This is a genomic window from Agromyces sp. NPDC058104 (assembly GCF_042884835.1).
Lineage (GTDB): Bacteria > Actinomycetota > Actinomycetes > Actinomycetales > Microbacteriaceae > Agromyces.
The window spans coordinates 133,433-150,023 of the sequence record NZ_JBHVTD010000002.1; the positions used below are offsets into that span (position 1 = coordinate 133,433).

The 16,591-nt window shown below is 71.4% G+C and carries 13 protein-coding genes; 6 read left to right on the top strand and 7 right to left on the bottom strand.

Going from position 1 to position 16,591, the window contains the following annotated elements; genetic code table 11:
- Nucleotides 1–16: 16 nt before the first annotated feature.
- The 3 genes from ACFVTH_RS08435 to ACFVTH_RS08445 form a co-directional block, all read right to left on the bottom strand.
- Nucleotides 17–991, bottom strand: coding sequence for a serine hydrolase domain-containing protein (locus ACFVTH_RS08435; protein ID WP_387089122.1), 975 nt, complete (start codon nt 989–991; stop codon nt 17–19).
- Nucleotides 992–1,187: 196 nt separating this feature from the next.
- Nucleotides 1,188–2,639 carry an MFS transporter gene (locus ACFVTH_RS08440; protein WP_387089124.1) on the bottom strand — a complete coding sequence of 484 codons (1,452 nt, stop codon included), beginning with the start codon at nt 2,637–2,639 and terminating at the stop codon, nt 1,188–1,190.
- Between the two features lie 5 nt (nt 2,640–2,644).
- The gene (locus tag ACFVTH_RS08445) at nt 2,645–3,127 is read right to left on the bottom strand and encodes a MarR family winged helix-turn-helix transcriptional regulator (protein WP_387089127.1); all 483 of its coding nucleotides are present in this window, start codon (nt 3,125–3,127) and stop codon (nt 2,645–2,647) included.
- A gap of 180 nt (nt 3,128–3,307) precedes the next feature.
- Here ACFVTH_RS08445 and ACFVTH_RS08450 point away from each other — a divergent pair, with 180 nt between their 5' ends.
- Nucleotides 3,308–5,044 carry a M16 family metallopeptidase gene (locus ACFVTH_RS08450; protein WP_387089130.1) on the top strand — a complete coding sequence of 579 codons (1,737 nt, stop codon included), beginning with the start codon at nt 3,308–3,310 and terminating at the stop codon, nt 5,042–5,044.
- 59 nt (nt 5,045–5,103) lie between these two features.
- On the opposite strand, the gene ACFVTH_RS08455 is transcribed toward ACFVTH_RS08450, so the two are convergent.
- On the bottom strand, nt 5,104–8,904 hold the full coding sequence (locus tag ACFVTH_RS08455) for an NPCBM/NEW2 domain-containing protein (protein ID WP_387089134.1): 3,801 nt from the start codon (nt 8,902–8,904) through the stop codon (nt 5,104–5,106).
- 132 nt (nt 8,905–9,036) lie between these two features.
- Between ACFVTH_RS08455 and ACFVTH_RS08460 the strand changes: the two genes are divergently transcribed.
- Nucleotides 9,037–9,882 (top strand): alpha/beta hydrolase, encoded by an 846-nt coding sequence (locus ACFVTH_RS08460; protein ID WP_387089137.1) that lies wholly within the window; start codon nt 9,037–9,039, stop codon nt 9,880–9,882.
- A gap of 39 nt (nt 9,883–9,921) precedes the next feature.
- Here the strand turns inward: ACFVTH_RS08460 and ACFVTH_RS08465 are convergent, their stop codons facing one another.
- Nucleotides 9,922–10,149, bottom strand: a complete 228-nt coding sequence (locus ACFVTH_RS08465; RefSeq protein WP_387089140.1) for a hypothetical protein — start codon at nt 10,147–10,149, stop codon at nt 9,922–9,924.
- A gap of 179 nt (nt 10,150–10,328) precedes the next feature.
- On the opposite strand from ACFVTH_RS08465, the gene ACFVTH_RS08470 reads away from it, so the two are divergent.
- Nucleotides 10,329–12,059: a beta-N-acetylhexosaminidase gene (locus ACFVTH_RS08470; protein ID WP_387089143.1), complete on the top strand. Its 1,731-nt coding sequence runs from the start codon at nt 10,329–10,331 to the stop codon at nt 12,057–12,059.
- 70 nt (nt 12,060–12,129) lie between these two features.
- Here the strand turns inward: ACFVTH_RS08470 and ACFVTH_RS08475 are convergent, their stop codons facing one another.
- Nucleotides 12,130–12,774, bottom strand: a complete 645-nt coding sequence (locus tag ACFVTH_RS08475) for a histidine phosphatase family protein (protein WP_387089146.1) — start codon at nt 12,772–12,774, stop codon at nt 12,130–12,132.
- Between the two features lie 143 nt (nt 12,775–12,917).
- Here ACFVTH_RS08475 and ACFVTH_RS08480 point away from each other — a divergent pair, with 143 nt between their 5' ends.
- Together ACFVTH_RS08480 and ACFVTH_RS08485 are read left to right on the top strand one after the other, a co-directional pair.
- Nucleotides 12,918–13,967 carry a biotin/lipoate A/B protein ligase family protein gene (locus ACFVTH_RS08480; RefSeq protein ID WP_387089149.1) on the top strand — a complete coding sequence of 350 codons (1,050 nt, stop codon included), beginning with the start codon at nt 12,918–12,920 and terminating at the stop codon, nt 13,965–13,967.
- Between the two features lie 113 nt (nt 13,968–14,080).
- A complete protein-coding gene (locus ACFVTH_RS08485; RefSeq protein ID WP_387089152.1) occupies nt 14,081–14,401 on the top strand; it encodes a hypothetical protein in 321 nt (106 codons plus the stop codon).
- 18 nt (nt 14,402–14,419) lie between these two features.
- Here ACFVTH_RS08485 and ACFVTH_RS08490 read toward each other — a convergent pair whose 3' ends face one another.
- Nucleotides 14,420–15,025 (bottom strand): TetR/AcrR family transcriptional regulator, encoded by a 606-nt coding sequence (locus ACFVTH_RS08490; RefSeq protein ID WP_387089155.1) that lies wholly within the window; start codon nt 15,023–15,025, stop codon nt 14,420–14,422.
- A gap of 112 nt (nt 15,026–15,137) precedes the next feature.
- Here ACFVTH_RS08490 and ACFVTH_RS08495 point away from each other — a divergent pair, with 112 nt between their 5' ends.
- Nucleotides 15,138–16,580, top strand: a complete 1,443-nt coding sequence (locus tag ACFVTH_RS08495) for an APC family permease (RefSeq protein ID WP_387089158.1) — start codon at nt 15,138–15,140, stop codon at nt 16,578–16,580.
- The last annotated feature ends 11 nt before the right edge of the window (nt 16,581–16,591 follow it).

Consider the following 16,591-nt stretch of genomic DNA (forward strand, 5'->3'; position numbering starts at 1 on the left):
CCGCGGTGGGGCAGCCTCAGCCCCGCGAGGCCGCGGCCGCGACGAGGTTGTGCAGCTCGGCGTCGTCGTACGCGAAGCGGTCGAGCCCCGCACGGTTCGTCAACAGCACGAAGCACACGCCGAGCGACGGCGTGATCCAGAACTCGGTGCCGGCCCAGCCCGCGTGCCCGTACGTGTCGCGGGCGAGCAGCCCGGGATCCGCGTTCGGCAGGTTCCAGGCGAAGCCGAAGTCGCGGCCGCGCTCGACCGTGTACGAGCCGAGCCGCGGCATGTCGACGGTGAGCGACCGGCGCATCGCCTCGACCGCGAGGGGCGACACGACGGCGCCGTCGTCGCGCAGCAGTGCCGAGCCGAGCGCGAGCAGGTCTCCGGCCCTGCCGAAGGCCCCGCCACCGGGGTTGCGCTGCTCGGCGTAGACGTCCCAGTCGAGCCCGCACTGCGCCGCATCGACCGGCGCGTGCTTCGACGAGGCGCGGTCGAAGGTCAGCCCCGTGGCATCCGCCCGGCGTGCGATCTCGTGGAAGCGCCGCTCCCAGGGCTCGCCCGTCGCGTGGGCGATGAGTGCGGCGACGCCCTCGAAGGCGATGGTCGAGTAGCGCGCGGCGGTGCCCGCCGCGAAGTCGCGGCCGCCGGCGAGCAGGGCCGCGCGGAGGTCGGGCACGTCCATCGCGGGCTCGGGGATGCCGGAGGTGTGGCTCACGAGGTGGCGCAGTTGCACCTCGTCGGGACGAAGCGCGGCGAACTCGGGCAGCGCTCGGGCGAGCGGCGTCGTCGGCGTGAGCCGGCCCTCCTCGACGAGGCTGAGTGCGGCGAGGCCGGTGATGGGCTTCGTCACCGAGAAGATCGGGTAGTGATCGTCGACGGATGCCTCGCCGAACGCCTCGAGCGCCACCACGCCCTGCGCATCGGCGATGCCGAGCACCGCGGTGGGCAGCACCCCGGACGCGACGTGCGCGCGGGTCCAGTCGAAGGCGGCGTCGAACGTCGGCATGGGAGTCCTCTCAGGTGGCGAGTCGTCGGGCGCGGTTCGAGATGTCGGCGTCCGGCTCGCTGGTCATCCTCGCAGAGGATCCGCCGGGGGTCACGGCAGTTGCTCGACTTGGGCCCGTGCACGGGCTCGAGCTGAGCGACGGCGAACGCGGTGCCCCCATCGGGGTCGGAGTGCGGCCGACGAACGACTTCGTGACCTACGGCGTCGGGGTGTCGACCCTCGGAATGCGCGACACCGAGTTCGCTCGCGGCCGGGTCGCGGCCACGGTCGGCAGCCCCGTCGGCGTCGCCTGAGCTCGCGGGTCGGGCGAGGCGATCGGGGTCGCCTCGGTCGGCACCTGCAGCGCCTCGGTCGGCACGGCGATGGCTGACGTCGGCACGACGGCGATCGCGGCCGTCGGCGGGGCGTCGAAGCGCACGGCGGGCGCCCAGCGTCGCTGGGGGTGCCTCGCGAGCCGCATGCCGCGCGACACGACGAGCCAGGCCACGCCGATGAGCGCCGCGACGCCGGCCGCGATCGCGGCGACGCCGAGGCCCCAGCGGGGGCCCCAGCTGTTCGCGACGGCGCCCACGATCGGCGCACCGATCGGCGTGCCGCCCGACAGGATGGCGAAGTACAGCGCGAGCACCCGCCCGCGCAGCGCGGGGTCGGTCGTCGTCTGCACGTAGCCGTTGGCCGTCGTGAGCATCGTGACCGCGGCGAAGCCGATGAGCACCGTCGATGCGGCGAAGAGCACGAACGTCGGCATCACGGCTGAGATCGCCGCGGCGACGCCGAAGCCCGCGGCGGCGATGATGACGACGCGCATGCGGGCGCGCTCGCGCCGGGCGGCGAGCAGGGCGCCCGCGAGCGAGCCGATCGCGAGGATCGAGTTGAGCAGGCCGTACTCGCCGGCGCCCCGCCCGAACTCGACGGCCATCGTCGACGAGAAGATCGGGAAGTTCATGCCGAACGCACCCACGAGGAACACGATGACGAAGACGACGACGAGGTCGGGCCGGCTCCACACGTAGCGGAAGCCCGCGACGAACGCGCCGCGTTCGCGGCTGGCCCGCGGCATCCGCTTGAGCTTCTTGCCCTTGAGCATGGCGAGCGCGCCGAGCACCGCGAGGAAGGTGACGGCGTTGATGATGAAGACCCAGCCCGAGCCGACGAGCACGATGAGCACACCGGCGACGGCGGGGCCGATGAGGCGCGCGGTGTTGAAGGAGGCCGAGTTGAGGGCGACCGCGTTCGACATGTCGGAGCTCGAGACGAGGTCGGTGACGAAGGTCTGGCGCGCCGGGTTGTCGATCGCGTTCACGATGCCGAGGAGGCCCGCGAAGACGTAGAGGTGCCACAGCTCGGCGTGGCCGAAGATGAGCAGCAGGCCGAGGGCGAGGCCGAGCAGCATGAGCGCCGTCTGCGTGCACATGAGGATCTTGCGGCGGTCGAAACGGTCGGCGATGAGGCCCGTGACCGGCACGAGCAGCAGCTGCGGGGCGAACTGCAGGGCCATCGTGACGCCGACGGCGAGGGCGTCGTTGGCGGTGAGCTCGGTGAGGACGACCCAGTTCTGGGCGGTGGCCTGCATCCAGGCGCCGACGTTCGAGACGAGGGCGCCGATGAACCAGATTCGGTAGTTGGCGTGGCTGAGGGAGCGGAACATGGCACTCACTGGTCGAGGAGCCTCCCGAGGATCGTGGTGGCGCGCGCGAGGACCTCGCGGTCGGCGGGGTCGAGCGCGGCGTACCGCTTCGCGATCCACGCGTCACGGCGCTTGCGGGTCTCGCGGACGACGACGTCGCCCGCTTCGGTCACCTCGACGAGCACCTTGCGCCGGTCGTCGTCGTCGGTGCGGCGGGTGACGTAGCCGGCGTCGACGAGGCAGTTGACCGTGCGGTTCATGCTCGGTGCGGTCACCCGCTCGAGCTCGGCGAGGCGGCCGATCGTGAGCGGCCCCTCGCTGTGGATCCACCCGAGCGTCGAGAACTGCGAGGCGCTGATCTCGGTGTCGCTGCGCTGCTGGCGCAGGCGCCGCGAGAGGCGCATCACCGCGATGCGGAGCTCGGTCGACTGCTCGGCCAGGGTGAGGCGTCGAGGGGATGCCGCGGGGTTCGGTCGCGTGATCGCGGCAGTGTTCGTGGCATCCGTCATGATGCTTAGTCTAACAAATTAGTGTGGCTAAGTATTTCAGCGGCGGGGGCCGGAGCGCCGCCGGTCGGCGGCGCTGCCTCGAGCGGGGCGATCGCTGCTACAGTGCCGCTACGCTCGACGGCTTCGGCCGACCCGATCGAGCGACGGGCACGGCCCGCGTGATCGAGGAACGAGACGACGTTGACCCGCTCCCTGCCCGATGTCGGTGCACCCCGGCTCCCCGAACTCGAGGCGCTCGCAGGCCTCATCGACAGCACCACGGTGAGCGGCATCCCGACGCTGGTCGCCCCCTCCTCCCGTGGGCAGCTGATCACCGCGGGGCTGCTCTTCCGAGTCGGCTGGGCCGACGAGACGCTCGCCACCCGGGGCATCACGCACCTCGTCGAGCATCTCGCGCTCTTCGGCCTCGGGCAGGTCGACGCCCACCACAACGGCGCCACCGACGAGCTGTTCACCCTCTTCCACGTCACCGGCACCGAGTCGGAGGTGGTCGACTACCTCAACGGCGTCTGCGCGGGGCTGACGGACCTGCCCGTCGAACGCATGGACGTCGAGAAGGAGATCCTCCGGACGGAGGCCTCCCGCCGCGACACCCGCTGGGCGGCGCCGCATCTCGAGCGCTACGGTGCGACCGGACCGGGGCTCGGCTCCTTCGACGAGTTCGGACTGGATGCGCTCACCGCCGACGACCTTCGCGCGTGGGCCCGCACCCGGTTCACGCGTGACAACGCCGCGCTCTGGATCGCCGGCGACGGGATACCCGACGGCCTCGAGCTCGCGCTGCCGGCGGGGGAGCGATCACCGGTTCCCGAGTGGCGCGAGCTGGACCAGCCGAAGCCGGCCTGGTTCGAACGCGGTCAGGACGTCGTGCTGCTGCACGCGGTCGTCGAGGACCGGTCGGTCGCGAGTGTCTTCGCCGGAGTCGCATCGAAGGCGCTGTTCCGCACCCTTCGCCAGGAGGGCGGGCTCTCCTACTCGGCGCAGTGCGAATGGCAGCCGATCGGTGCCGGCCGGGGACGGGTGGTCGTGTTCGCCGACGCGCGCCCCGAGACGCGAGAGGCGGTCGCCGTCGGCGTCGTCGGGGTGCTCGAGGCGCTGGCAGCCGGCCAGGTCGACGAGCACGACCTCGACGCCGTCAAGACGGCCGCCAGGCAGCAGTCGGAGATGCCCGACCTCGGCGCGGCGATGCTGCCGACGGTGGCATCGTGGTTGCTCGAGGGCGTGCCGATCCGAGCGCGCGACGAGGTGAACCGCGACGTGGAGGCGCTCACCGGTGCAGACCTCGCACGCGTGGCGAGGGCGGTGCTCGACGATGCCGTCGTGCAGGTGCCTGCCGGGGTGACGGCCCTGAACGGCCGCGGTTTCGTGCAGACGCCGATCCAGTCGGCCGCGGCGGTCGGCGGACGGCGCCACCCGCACGTGTCGGTACCCGATGACGTGCTGATCATCGGCGAGGAGGGCGTCTCCCGGCAGCTCGGCGACCGCGTCGCGACCGTCCGATTCGACGAGTGCGTCGCGATGCTCACGGTGCCCGACGGCGCCCGCCAGCTCTACGGCAGCGACGGGTTCATGCTCGTGATCGAGCCCAACCTCTTCCGCGGGGTGACCCCCGACGTGATCGTCGGGGTCGATGCGATGGTGCCGGCCGAGGTGCACATCGCGCTCCCGCCGCGGGAGCTCGACCAGATCCCGCCGAAGCCCGGTCCGACGCCGCATCCCGTCCGCGACGCGATGGTCAACTTCGCCGTCGCGGTCGGCATCTCGGTGCTGGGGCTGATGCTGCTCTCGGCGGCGGGAGCCCTGAGCGGAACGGCGGGCCGGGGCATCATGTCGGTGGCGATCGGCGCCCCGCTCGGCGTCCTCGCGTACAACCTGCGGCCGATCGTCGCGGACCGGTGGCGTCGGCGACGCGGGTGATCCGGATCGACGACGAAGGGCCCGCGCGGTGATCGCGCGGGCCCCCCGGAGGCAGTGCCTCAGTCGCAGGTGAACTTCGCGTCGCCCCACACCCCGTGGGCGCCGTTGATGCTGCCGGGCGCCTCGACGACCAGGTCGACGTACTGCACGCCGCTCAGGTCGACGTTCACCGACTCGGGCGCGAACCCGGGCGTGAACGTGCGCGACTGGTAGCGGTTCTCGCCGTCGGCGTCGACCTTGAAGATGACGTTGCCGGCGAACTTCGCCTCGAGGCCCACGTCGGCCGTGAAGGCCGAGCACGCCCCGCCGACGTAGTACGTGATCTTCGAGAGCGCGTGCACCCCGAGACCCTTCTCGTACGTCGGGTTCGCCCCGGTCGCCGGGTCGACGTAGTTGATCGCGAGCGGCACGTCGGGCGAGTTCGCGGCGTCCTTGTTCGCCACGTCCTTGCCGATGACGCCCCAGCCGTTCGTGGCGTTCAGCCACTGCAGCTCGGAGGCGAAGACCGTGCCCGACGGCGGCGTCGGCAGCGGCTGGTCGACGACCTTCCAGTCGAAGATCTTCATCCGCGACTCGGTCGGCAGCACGACGTAGGCGAGCTCCTTCGACGGGTTGAGCCGCAGCACGTTCGAGTACACCTGGTACTTGCCCGTCGGGTACTCGTACACGTTCGGGTTCGTCGCGCTGTTGCGTCCGAGCGAGGTGATCGCGACCGTCGACCCCTGCAGGCCCGAGGCCTGCAGCAGCCAGTTCGGGAAGTACACGCTCTGCTTCGCCACGGTGCCGTCGGCGTAGTGCAGCTCGAGCTCGGGGTTCACCCCGCCGCCCGTCGCCGCCGAGGCGAGGATGGCCAGGTGCGTGCCCGTGCCCGAGAGCGCGATGGTCTGCCCCGCGGGCGAGACCGAGTCGGCCGGGCCCGAGGGAGCCGGCCACGTGTACTCGATCGCCGCGTCGCCGGTGCCGACGGTGACCGTCGAGCCGGGGGTGACCCCGGCCCGCGCGAGCGCCTCGGCCGAGAAGCTCGCGCCGCCGCCGTCGAAGTTCGCCGCCTTCGCCGTCGCGATCTCGCTGATCGCGTCGGCGTTGTACGCCCCCGCGAGCGAGCCGTACGCGACGTAGAGCTGGTTGGCGCCCGTCATCGTGTGCTGCCGGCCCTTCGACGCGTACGCCGCCTCGACGGCGACGGTCTGCAGGTCGGCGGCCGCGGCATCCGTGACCTCGAAGACGAACTCGGCGCTCGCGGTGCCGCCCTTCTTGACCGTGCCCGCCTCCGCGCCGTTCGACGAGACCAGCGTCCAGCCCTCGGGCGCGACGGGCGTCAGCACGACGTCGTCCTTCGCCTTGGAGCCGGTGTTGGTGAAGGTCGCCGAGACGGTGGTCTCGTCGCCCTGGAAGACGCGGTCGACGAGGTCGACGGCGACGGATGCCGCGGCGAGGTCGGCGTCCTGGCCGCCGACGCCGCTCGTGTCGGTGAGGGTCAGCCGCACCGACTCGTTCGAGTCGATCGCGCCGGTCGAGATCACCACGACCCCGCCCGCCTGCTCGGGGAGGAACGCCCAGCCGGGCGCCTCGTCGAGCTCGGCGACGTCGTCGACGCGCGGCAGCGTCGCGCTGCCGAGCTTGACGGTCTTGGGCTCCGAGCCGGTGTGCGCCTCGACGCGGTAGGGCCGCGACTCGGCCTTGCCGTCGTAGTCGCCCTCGCGCTCGCCGATCTCGATGCGCACGGTGCCCTTCTTGCCGGCCTCGGGTGCGTCGACCGCGAAGCGCTGGGTGCTCGACTCGCCGTCGGCGTAGCCGCGCGTCACCTCGTCGTCCTCGTAGAGCGCGAACTCGCTCTCGCCCTGCGGGTAGACCGACAGGGTGATGGGCGAGTCCTCGGGCACGAGCGACGCGTTGCGGGCGACGATGCCCTGCGGCACGAGCGCGCCGGCGCGCACGAAGATCGGCAGCTTGTCGAGCGGCGCCGGGTGCCCGTTCAGCACCTGGCCCCCCTCGTAGAGCTTGCCCGTCCAGTAGTCGACCCACTGTTCGCCCTCGGGCAGGTAGATGCCGTTGCGAACAGTGGTCTTCGTGAAGACCGGGGCGACGAGGTAGTCGCTCCCGAGCAGGAACTCGTTGTTCGCCTCGACGCTGTACGAACCCGAGTCGTTCGGGTACTCGAGCGCGAGCGAGCGCATCATCGGCAGGCCGCTGCGGTGCGACTCGGCTGCGAGCGAGTAGATGTACGGCATGAGCTGCTGGCGCAGCTGCAGGTACGAGCGGTTGATCGCGGTCGCCTGCTCGCCGTAGAGCCAGGGGCGCTTGTCGACCGAGGCCCAGCCGCTCATCGAGTAGAGCGCGGGGGCGAAGGCCTTCCACTGCAGGTCGCGCACGTAGCTCTCGGCGGAGCCGCCGAAGATGCCGTCGACGTCGCCCGTCGTGAAGGGCAGGCCCGAGTTGCCCGCGCCGGTGAGCGCCGAGACCTGCCAGCGCACGGCGTCGAGGTTGCCCGAGTGGTCGCCGGTCCACTGCATGCCGCAGCGTTGCGAGCCCGCCCAGCCCTCGACCATGAGCGAGGTGCCGCGCGCGTCGGAGTACTGCTCGATGCCGCCGTGGGCGGCCTCGCAGCCGGTGAGCGCGAGCCGGTAGCCGGCGCCGACCCAGGCCACGTCGAGCTTGCGGAGCCGGACGCCGGCCTCGCCGACCTCGTACTCCTGCTCGGTCAGCGAGCGCTGCGTCCAGAGACCGGTCTTCAGCGCCGTCTCGGACTCGATCGCGTCGACGGTCTCGGGCAGCTCCTGGTACTCGCAGCCGTAACCGTCGTTCACCAGCATCCAGCCGGCGGGCATGTCGTGCTCGACGAAGTCCTTCGCGATCTCGAGCGCCTGCGGGGTGCGGAGCTTCGCCGGATCGCGGTACGCCGTGTACGTGGGGCTCGATCGGTTGTAGCAGTCGGCGTCGCCGTACTCGAGCGCGTACACCGGGGGCATCGCCGGACGGCCGGTGAGCTTCGTGTAGCCGTCGAGCGCGTCGGTGTAGTCGCCGACGAAGTAGTACGCGTCGAAGCGCGCCTCGGCGTGCGTCGTCGTGCCGCCGGCGAAGTCGTAGCTGCCTGCGGCGAAGGTGTTGCGGAGGACTCCGTAGCCGTTGGACGACATGTAGTAGGGCACCGCGTTCGGGTAGCCGTCGTCGTCCCAGTCGTAGCTGCGGGCCACGTTGATGGTCGCGCCCGTGTGGATCGACCGGCCGTTCTGCATGCCGCCGCCGAGGAACTGCTCGCCGTCGACCGCGGACAGGTGCTGGGTCGTCGACCCGCTGCCGAAGGTCAGGGCCTCGGACTCGGCCCAGACGACCGAGCCGTCGGCGCGCTTCAGCGTCGTCGCGCCTGTGGCGCGGTCGATCTCGAGCGAGACCTGCTCGGTCGCGACGGTGATGGTGTCGCCCTCGACGACGTCGACGGATGCCTCGTCGAAGTCGTCGGCGCCGACGACGATGTTCGCCGTGCGCGCCGGGTCGTTCTGCGGGGTGTTCGCCGGGTCGGTGAACTCGCCGGTCGGCGTGGCCTCGAGCCGCAGCGTGCGCTCGTCGAGGAAGGTGGCGCGGATGGCGCCGTGCTCGGCCTCGAGCGTGACGCTCGCGCCGTCGGCGGTGACGTCGGTCACGGCGCCGAGCGTCTCGCCCGACTCGTCGACGGGGACCTCGGGATTGACCTTCTTCGGGGTGATCGGCGTGGGCTCTGACGAGGCGGCGGCGGCCGGCTCGGTCGGGGTGCCGACCGCGAAGGCGACGGCGCTGAAGCCCGTCATCGCGACGAGCGCCGCGAGGCCGAGGGCGGTGGTGCGCCGCGGTCGGCCCGCGGCGCGTGTTCCAGGTTGCTGCATCGTTGCTCGCATTCTCGGAAGTGATGGTTTCTGACGTTTTGAACCGTCAAACGTTCAAATAAGATCACTCCGAAATCACCGCCGTCAAGAGGTCGTCGCAGTTCAGGACGAACGGCCTGCCACAATGACCACATGCCGACCTTCACCGACGCGCACGGGGTCCGAGTCCACTACGAGTCGTGGCGCGTCGCCGAGCCGAGTGCGGTGATCCAGCTCGCCCACGGCGTCGGCGAGCACATCGGGCGCTACGGCGAACTCGTCGAAGCGCTGAACGCCGCGGGGTACTCGGTCTGGGCCGACGATCACCGCGGCCACGGCCAGACCGGATTCGAGCAGCACGGCGGCGACCTCTCGCGCATGGGCCGGCTCGGGCCCGGCGGACTCCGGGCGGCCGTCGACGCCGTCGAGCAGTTCACCGGCGTCATCCGCGGCGAAGAGGGCCCCGACGTGCCGCTCGTCTACCTCGGCCAGTCGTGGGGCTCGTTCCTCGGGCAGATCATCATGAACCGCAGCCCCGAGAAGTACGACGGGTTCGTGCTCACGGGCACCGCGTACCGCACGCCGTTCGACCTGCACTCGCCGAGCAACACGCGCTTCGGGCACACCGGGCCGACGCCGATGGAGTGGCTGAGCCGCGACCCGGAGGTCGCCGCCGCGTTCATGGCAGACCCGTACACGACGGAGGTGTCGCTGCCGAAGCTGTTCGGGCTGCCCGACACGCTGCGCCTGATGGGGCTGCCCGCCCGCGACCTGCCGCCCGAGCTGCCCGTGCTCATCATGAGCGGCACCGAGTGCGCCGTCGGCGGGGAGCGCAGCGTGCGCCGGCTGGCTGAGGCCTACGTGCGACGGTCGGGCCTGCGCGACGTCGAGGTCATCGTGTACGACGGCGCGCGGCACGAGCCGTTCAACGAGACGAACCGCGACGAGGTGCGGGCCGACCTCGTGCGCTGGCTCGACGAGCGGTTCGCGGTCGACTGAGCCGGCTCCGGCCGGCCGCGGCGCGAACGGCCCGGAGGCTCAGGCGACGAGCGTCCAGACGATGATCGCCGCGACGACGGCGAGCACGATGACGAGCCCGATCGCCGCGCGCCCGATGCGCCGGCGGCTGACCGTGCCGGGCTTCAGCGAGTCGCGCGAGAGTCGGTCGAGGTTCGGGGCGACGGCCTGGTACGGCGGGTCCTTCGGGGCGGCCACCGGGGGAGCCGCCGGTGAACTCGGGTCCGGATTCCGGTCGTCGTCGTCCATCCGCGCAGTCTACGGCGAGCCCGAACAGGCCGAGGGAGCGCCGGTGCATCTGAGCGAATGATCACCCGAGGTGCATGCAACTGATCGAATCACGCCGAGTATTGACATACTCGCTCATCGCTCGTTAGCTTCGAGGAAACCCGGGACCACCTGACCGCCGATGCTCGAGGAGGACACCGATGTCCAGACGGCCCCGCGCCACCGCGCTCGCCGCAACCGTCGCCGTAGGAGCGCTCGCGCTCATCGCCGCACCGATCCCGGCCAACGCCGCCGACGCCACGGGCGCCGGCGACGAGCTCACCGGGGTCGCGCTCATCCCCGCACCGACCGAGCTGACCGGCGGCGCGGGCGCGCCCGTCGAGCTCGGGCCGGGCAGCGTCATCAAGGTCCACCCCCGTGACGACGGCGCCGCCGAGGTCGGCGAGGGCCTCGCCGAGCTGCTCCGGGATGCCACGGGCTACGCCGTGCCCGTCGGGCAGCGCGCGGCGGGGGCATCCCAGGGTGCGACCATCGTGCTGTCGACCCGCGGCGACGCAGCCCTGGGCGACGAGGGCTACCGCCTGGAGGCCGAGGGCGCGCGCGTCTCGATCGAGGCGCACAGCGCCGAGGGGCTGTTCCGCGGAGTGACCACCCTGCGTCAGCTCCTGCCCGACGAGATCGAGTCCGCCGGGGCATCCGGCATCGACTGGGCGGTGCCCGCGGTCAGCATCGGAGATGCGCCGCGCTACGACTACCGCGGCGCGATGCTCGACGTCGGCCGCCGCTTCTACCCCGTCGAGGACGTCAAGCGGTTCATCGACCAGATGGCGCTCTACAAGTACAACGCACTGCACATGCATCTCACCGACGACCAGGGCTGGCGCCTGACGGTCGACGCGCGCCCCGAGCTCACGCAGATCGGCGCGTCGACCCAGAGCGGCTGGAAGCCCGGCACGGGCGGGCCCTGGTTCTACACGAAGGCCGACTTCCGCGAGATCGTCGACTACGCCGCCGAGCACTTCATCGAGGTCGTGCCCGAGATCGACGGGCCGAGCCACGCGATGGCGGCGAAGGCCTCGATCCCCGAGATCAACTGCGACGGCAAGGCCACAGCTCCGTACTCGGGCTTCGACGTCGGCCTGCCGACCATCTGCCTCTCGCCCGAGAAGCGCGCCGAGGTGCGGGCCTACCTGCAGGACGTGTTCACCGAGGCGGCGCAGCAGAGCTCCTCCGACATCGTGCACATCGGCGGCGACGAGGTGCCGTCGACGACGCAGGAGCAGATGGACTGGTACGTCGAGACCTCCTCCGAGATCCTCACCGAGCAGGGCAAGCGCATCATGGGCTGGCACCAGATCGGCGCCTCGCCGCTTCCCGAGGGCGCGATCATGCAGTGGTGGGCCGACGCGGGCGACCAGGCGTCGATCGGCACTCCGAACGAGCGGCCCGACGTGCGCGAGCTCCGCAACGCGCTCGCACAGGGCGCGACGGTCGTGGCGTCGCCGGCAGACCGCTCGTACCTCGACATGAAGTACGACGCGACCGTGCCCTACGGGCTCAGCTGGGCCGGGCTCGTCGACCTCGAGCGCTCCTACGACTGGGACCCGATCTCGGTGACCTCGAGCGTCGACGGCAGCGTGTCGCTCGCGACCGAGGAGCAGATCGAGGGCGTCGAGGCGGCGCTCTGGGCCGACCGGGCGTACTACGGCTCGACGAAGCTGCCGACCTCGCTCGACCAGTTCATCCCGGTCTCGCAGTACGCCGACTTCGTCAGCTTCCCGCGCATGCCGGCGATCGCCGAGGTCGGCTGGTCGGCGCCCGAGGTGCGCTCGTTCGACGACTTCGAGCGTCGCATCGTCGCCCACGCCGACCGCTGGGACGAGATGGGGATCGGCTACTACAAGGCGCCCGACGTGCCCTGGCAGGAATAGCCGGAGTCACGGCCGACGAGGCGCCACCGGGTCTCCCGGTGGCGCCTCGTCGTGTTCGTAGGGCGCGCGGCTAGACGCCCGCGTGCCACGGCGGCACGTCGTAGCCGAGCAGGCGGATGCGGGGATGGTGCGCTGCGCGCGACTGGGTCGCCCACGGGTAGACGATCGTGGTGACGTTGCAGTTGCCGAGCACGGGCAGCAGGTCGCGGTACCCGTCGGGGTCCATGCCCGCGAGCTCGCAGAACAGCAGCCGGATGAGCGTCGCGTGCGCGACGATGAGCACTCGGCCGTCGGGGAACTCCGTTGCGAGCTCGTCGAAGACGGGCAGCGCACGGGCGATGCCGGCGCGGCCGGTCTCGCCGCCCGGGAAGGGATTCGACGCCGGCGCCTCGCAGAACGCCGCCCACTCCTCGGGGAACTGCTCGACGAGCTCGTCGGGCGTCAGGCCCTCTGCAGCGCCGAAGTCGATCTCGACGAGCCGCGGTTCGCTGCGCACGGGCAGTCCCGTGGTCTCGGCGGCGGGCGCCGCCGACTTCTGCGCGCGGCTGAGCGGCGAGGCGACGATCGCGTCGAGCTGCGCGCCGACCGCCCAGGCGCCGAGCGCTGCGGCCTGCCCGAGGCCGTGCCGCGTGAGCGGCACGTCGGAGTTGCCCGCATAGCGGTGCTCGGCGTGCCAGACGGTCTCGCCGTGCCTGGCCAGGAAGAACGTCGTCATGCCGCCAGCGTACGCATGTGGGGTCGACGAACGGGAACGAGTCGCAGGATGGATCGGGGGAAACGCCGAGAACCGTCGGTGCCGATGGCCGATCATCCTGCGGCCCGCCACGCGTCCACCGCGTGATCCGTAGGCTGTACCGCATGCACGGTGAATACAAGGTGCCCGGCGGCAAGCTCGTGATCGTGGACTTCGACGTCGAGGGCGGTGCGCTCCGCAACGTCCGCGTCGCGGGCGACTTCTTCCTCGAGCCCGACGAGGCCCTCGACGACATCAACGCTTCGCTCGAGGGGCTGCCCGCGGCATCCGACGCGAAGCAGATCGCGTCGGCGATCACCGCGGGCCTCCGCAGCGACGCCGTGATGCTCGGCTTCTCCGCCGAGGCGGTCGCGGTCGCCGTGCGGCGTGCGCTCACCGAGGCGACGAGCTGGGCCGACTACGAGTGGGAGATCGTGCACGACGACGCCGTGCCGCCGCGCACGCACCTCGCGCTCGACGAGGTGCTCGCCACGCGCGTCGGGGAGGGGCACCGCAAGCCCACCCTGCGCTTCTGGGAGTGGGACGAGTCGGCGGTCGTGATCGGCTCGTTCCAGTCGGTGAAGAACGAGGTCGACCCCGAGGGTGCCGAGAAGTACGGCTTCGAGGTCGTGCGGCGCATCTCGGGCGGCGGCGCGATGATGATGGAGCGCGGCAACGTCGTCACCTACTCGCTCTACGTGCCCGCCGAGCTCGTGCAGGGCATGAGCTTCGCCGACTCGTATGCGTTCCTCGACGACTGGGTGCTGCAGGGGCTGCGCAACGTCGGCATCGAGGCGACGTACCAGCCGCTCAACGACATCGCGAGCCCGGCGGGCAAGATCGGCGGCGCCGCCCAGAAGCGGCTCGGCTCGGGCGGGGTGCTGCACCACGTCACCATGGCGTACGACCTCGACAACGAGAAGATGCTCGAGGTGCTGCGCATCGGTCGCGAGAAGATCAGCGACAAGGGCATCGCCTCGGCGGCCAAGCGGGTCGATCCGCTGCGCTCGCAGACCGGACTCAGCCGAGCGGCGATCATCGAGAGCCTGAAGCAGACCTTCGCCTCGCTCACCGGCGCGACGGCCGGCACCGTGTCCGCCGACGAGCTCGCCGAGGCCGAGGCGCTCGTCGAGACGAAGTTCGCGACCCGCGAGTGGCTCTACCGGGTGCCGTGATCGGCGCGCTCTGACACTGACCCGCCAGGCGGATCAGTGTCAGAGGACGCTCGGCAGTCCGTGCCCCGGGACCCCGCGAGGAAGTCTCAGGGTCGCCCCGCTAGACTCGCCGGGTGGATTGGTGGATCTGGCTCCTGTGCGCGCTCCTCGCCGTCGTCGTGCTCGGCGTCGCGGTCAAGCGCGGCTGGATCGATCTCTCCGACAAGACGAAGAAGGGCCGCCCGAGCGGCAGCGCCGTCATGATGATCGGCGACGAGGTCTTCGCGCCGCGCAAGTACGAGGCCCAGGTCGAGCTCGACCGGCAGAAGCGCCTGCCGACGCCGGCACCGACGCCCGACGGCGACAAGGGCATCGCCTTCGCCGACGAGCAGGATGACTCGGGGGCGCCTGCGCGGGCCGAGCGCTTCAAGGGCTCGATCCGGCTCGACGTCTGACGCCGCGACGTCCGGCGACTACGCGACCGAGGTCGGGCAGCCGAGCTCGGCGGCCACTGCGCGCATCGCCGCCGCCGCCGTCGCGACCGTCATGAGCGCGTTGCCGCCGACGATGTGCAGTCCGTAGGCGTCCTCGAGCGCGACGAACGTCATCGCGAGCTGCTCGTCGTCGAGCCTCGCGGTGAAGAGCCCGGCGGCCCGGCCCGCCGCGAGGATGCGACGGTACGTCTCGAGCTGGCGCAGGTAGAGCTTCTGCACGAGCTCGTCGTGGAGTTCGGAGTTGCCGCTGAGCACGTCGAACTCGTAGAGCAGGCTCATGAGCGCGTCGTCGGGACCGCTCGGGAGGCCGCCCTCGATCGCCGCGGCGAGTTGCTCGCGCGGGTCTTCGAGGGCCGCGATCGTGGCGTCGCGCTGGTCGCAGAAGCGCTCGACGCCGGCCGAGTGCGCCTCGACGAGCAGGGCGTCGAGGTCTTCGTAGTAGTAGAGGATCGCGCCGCGGGTAAGCCCGGCCTGCGCCGCGACATCGGTCAGCGACAGCGATCGGAGGCCGTGCATGCGCCCGGCGGCATACGTCGCCTCGATGAGCGATTCGCGTCGCGCGCGCTGGTCGCGGGGTCGGGCCATGCCTTGACACTAACCGATCGCCCTGCCATGCTCGGTGCATTCTTTGACACTTGAGTCAAATTATCCGTCCCACCCACGCACCACTCGGATCCCCCGACGAAGAGAGACCGACATGTCCACCCCTCCCTCACTCGACACCGCCGCGACGACGACGCACGGCGGGCAGCTGTCGCGCTCGCTCGGCGTCGGCGGCAACGTCCTCATCACGCTCTCGGGCATCTCGCCCGCGTCGAGCGTCTTCATCCTCGGCGGCGCCGCCCTCGCGACGTACGGCACCGGCGTCTTCTGGGGCTTCGCCCTGGCCGGCGTCATCAGCCTGCTCGTCGCGCTCTGCTACGCCGAGCTCGGTTCGCGGCATCCCATCGCGGGCGGCGACTACTCGCTCGTGAGCCGCGTGCTCGGCCCGGCCTCGGGCGCCGCCGTGTTCTTCATCAACCTCGTCACGCTGCCGCTCATCGTGGCGATCTTCGCGCTCGGCGTCGCCGACTACCTCGGCGTCGCGATCGCGGGGCTCGACCCGCTGTGGACGGCGCTGATCGTCATCGTGCTCGCGACCGTGACGGCGTGCTTCAACATCCGCACGAACGCGTGGGTCACGGGCGCCTTCCTCTTCGTCGAGATGGCCGCGCTCGTGCTGCTCGCCGTGCTCGGGCTGATCCACGTCGAGCGCCCGGTCACCGCGCTCTTCGACCCGCAGGTGCTCGACCCCGCGAGCGGCGGCCTCGCCCCGCTCGGCATCGCGGGCCTCGTGCTCGCGATCACGCAGGGCATCTTCTCGTACAACGGCTACGGCGGCGCGATCTACTTCGCCGAGGAGACCCGCAACGCCCGACGCACGATCGCCCGCGCCGTGCTCTGGAGCGCCCTCATCACGGTGCTCGCCGAGCTCATCCCGCTCACCGCGATCCTGCTCGGCGCCGACTCGCTCGAGGGCCTCTTCGGTGCGGCGCTGCCGGTCGAGACCTTCCTCGCCGAGCGCGCCGGCGACGCCGTCACGATCGTCGTGCTCGTCGCGATCGCCCTCGCGATCGTGAACGCCATCATCGCGATCGCGCTGCAGTCGGGGCGCCTGCTCTTCGCCGCCGCACGCGACCAGGCGATGCCCGCCCGACTCGCGCGGCCGCTGGCCACGGTCTCGCCGTCGACGAAGATGCCGGTCGTCGCGACCGTGGTCATGGGCTCGCTCGCGCTCGCCGCCTGCTTCGTGCCGTTCGACGTGCTGCTCAACGCCACGGGCTCGACGCTCGCGTTCAGCTACGGCTTCATCGCCCTCGCCGCGATCGTCGTACGCCGTCAGACGAACCGCGAGACCGCGGCCGGCGCCTCGACTTCGGCGTACTTCCGCATGCCGTTCTGGCCGCTCGCACCCATCGTCGCCCTCGCCGCGATCGCGACGATCTTCGTGATCGGCATCCTCGACCCGGCGCAGTGGCTCAGCCTCGGGATCGCGGCGGCGATCATCGTCGCCGGGTTCCTCTACTACGCCCTCTACCTGCGCGCCCACCCCGGAGCCGCGCACCTGCTCGACGCCGACGAGGACGACGAACTCGCCTGACGGCCCGCTGA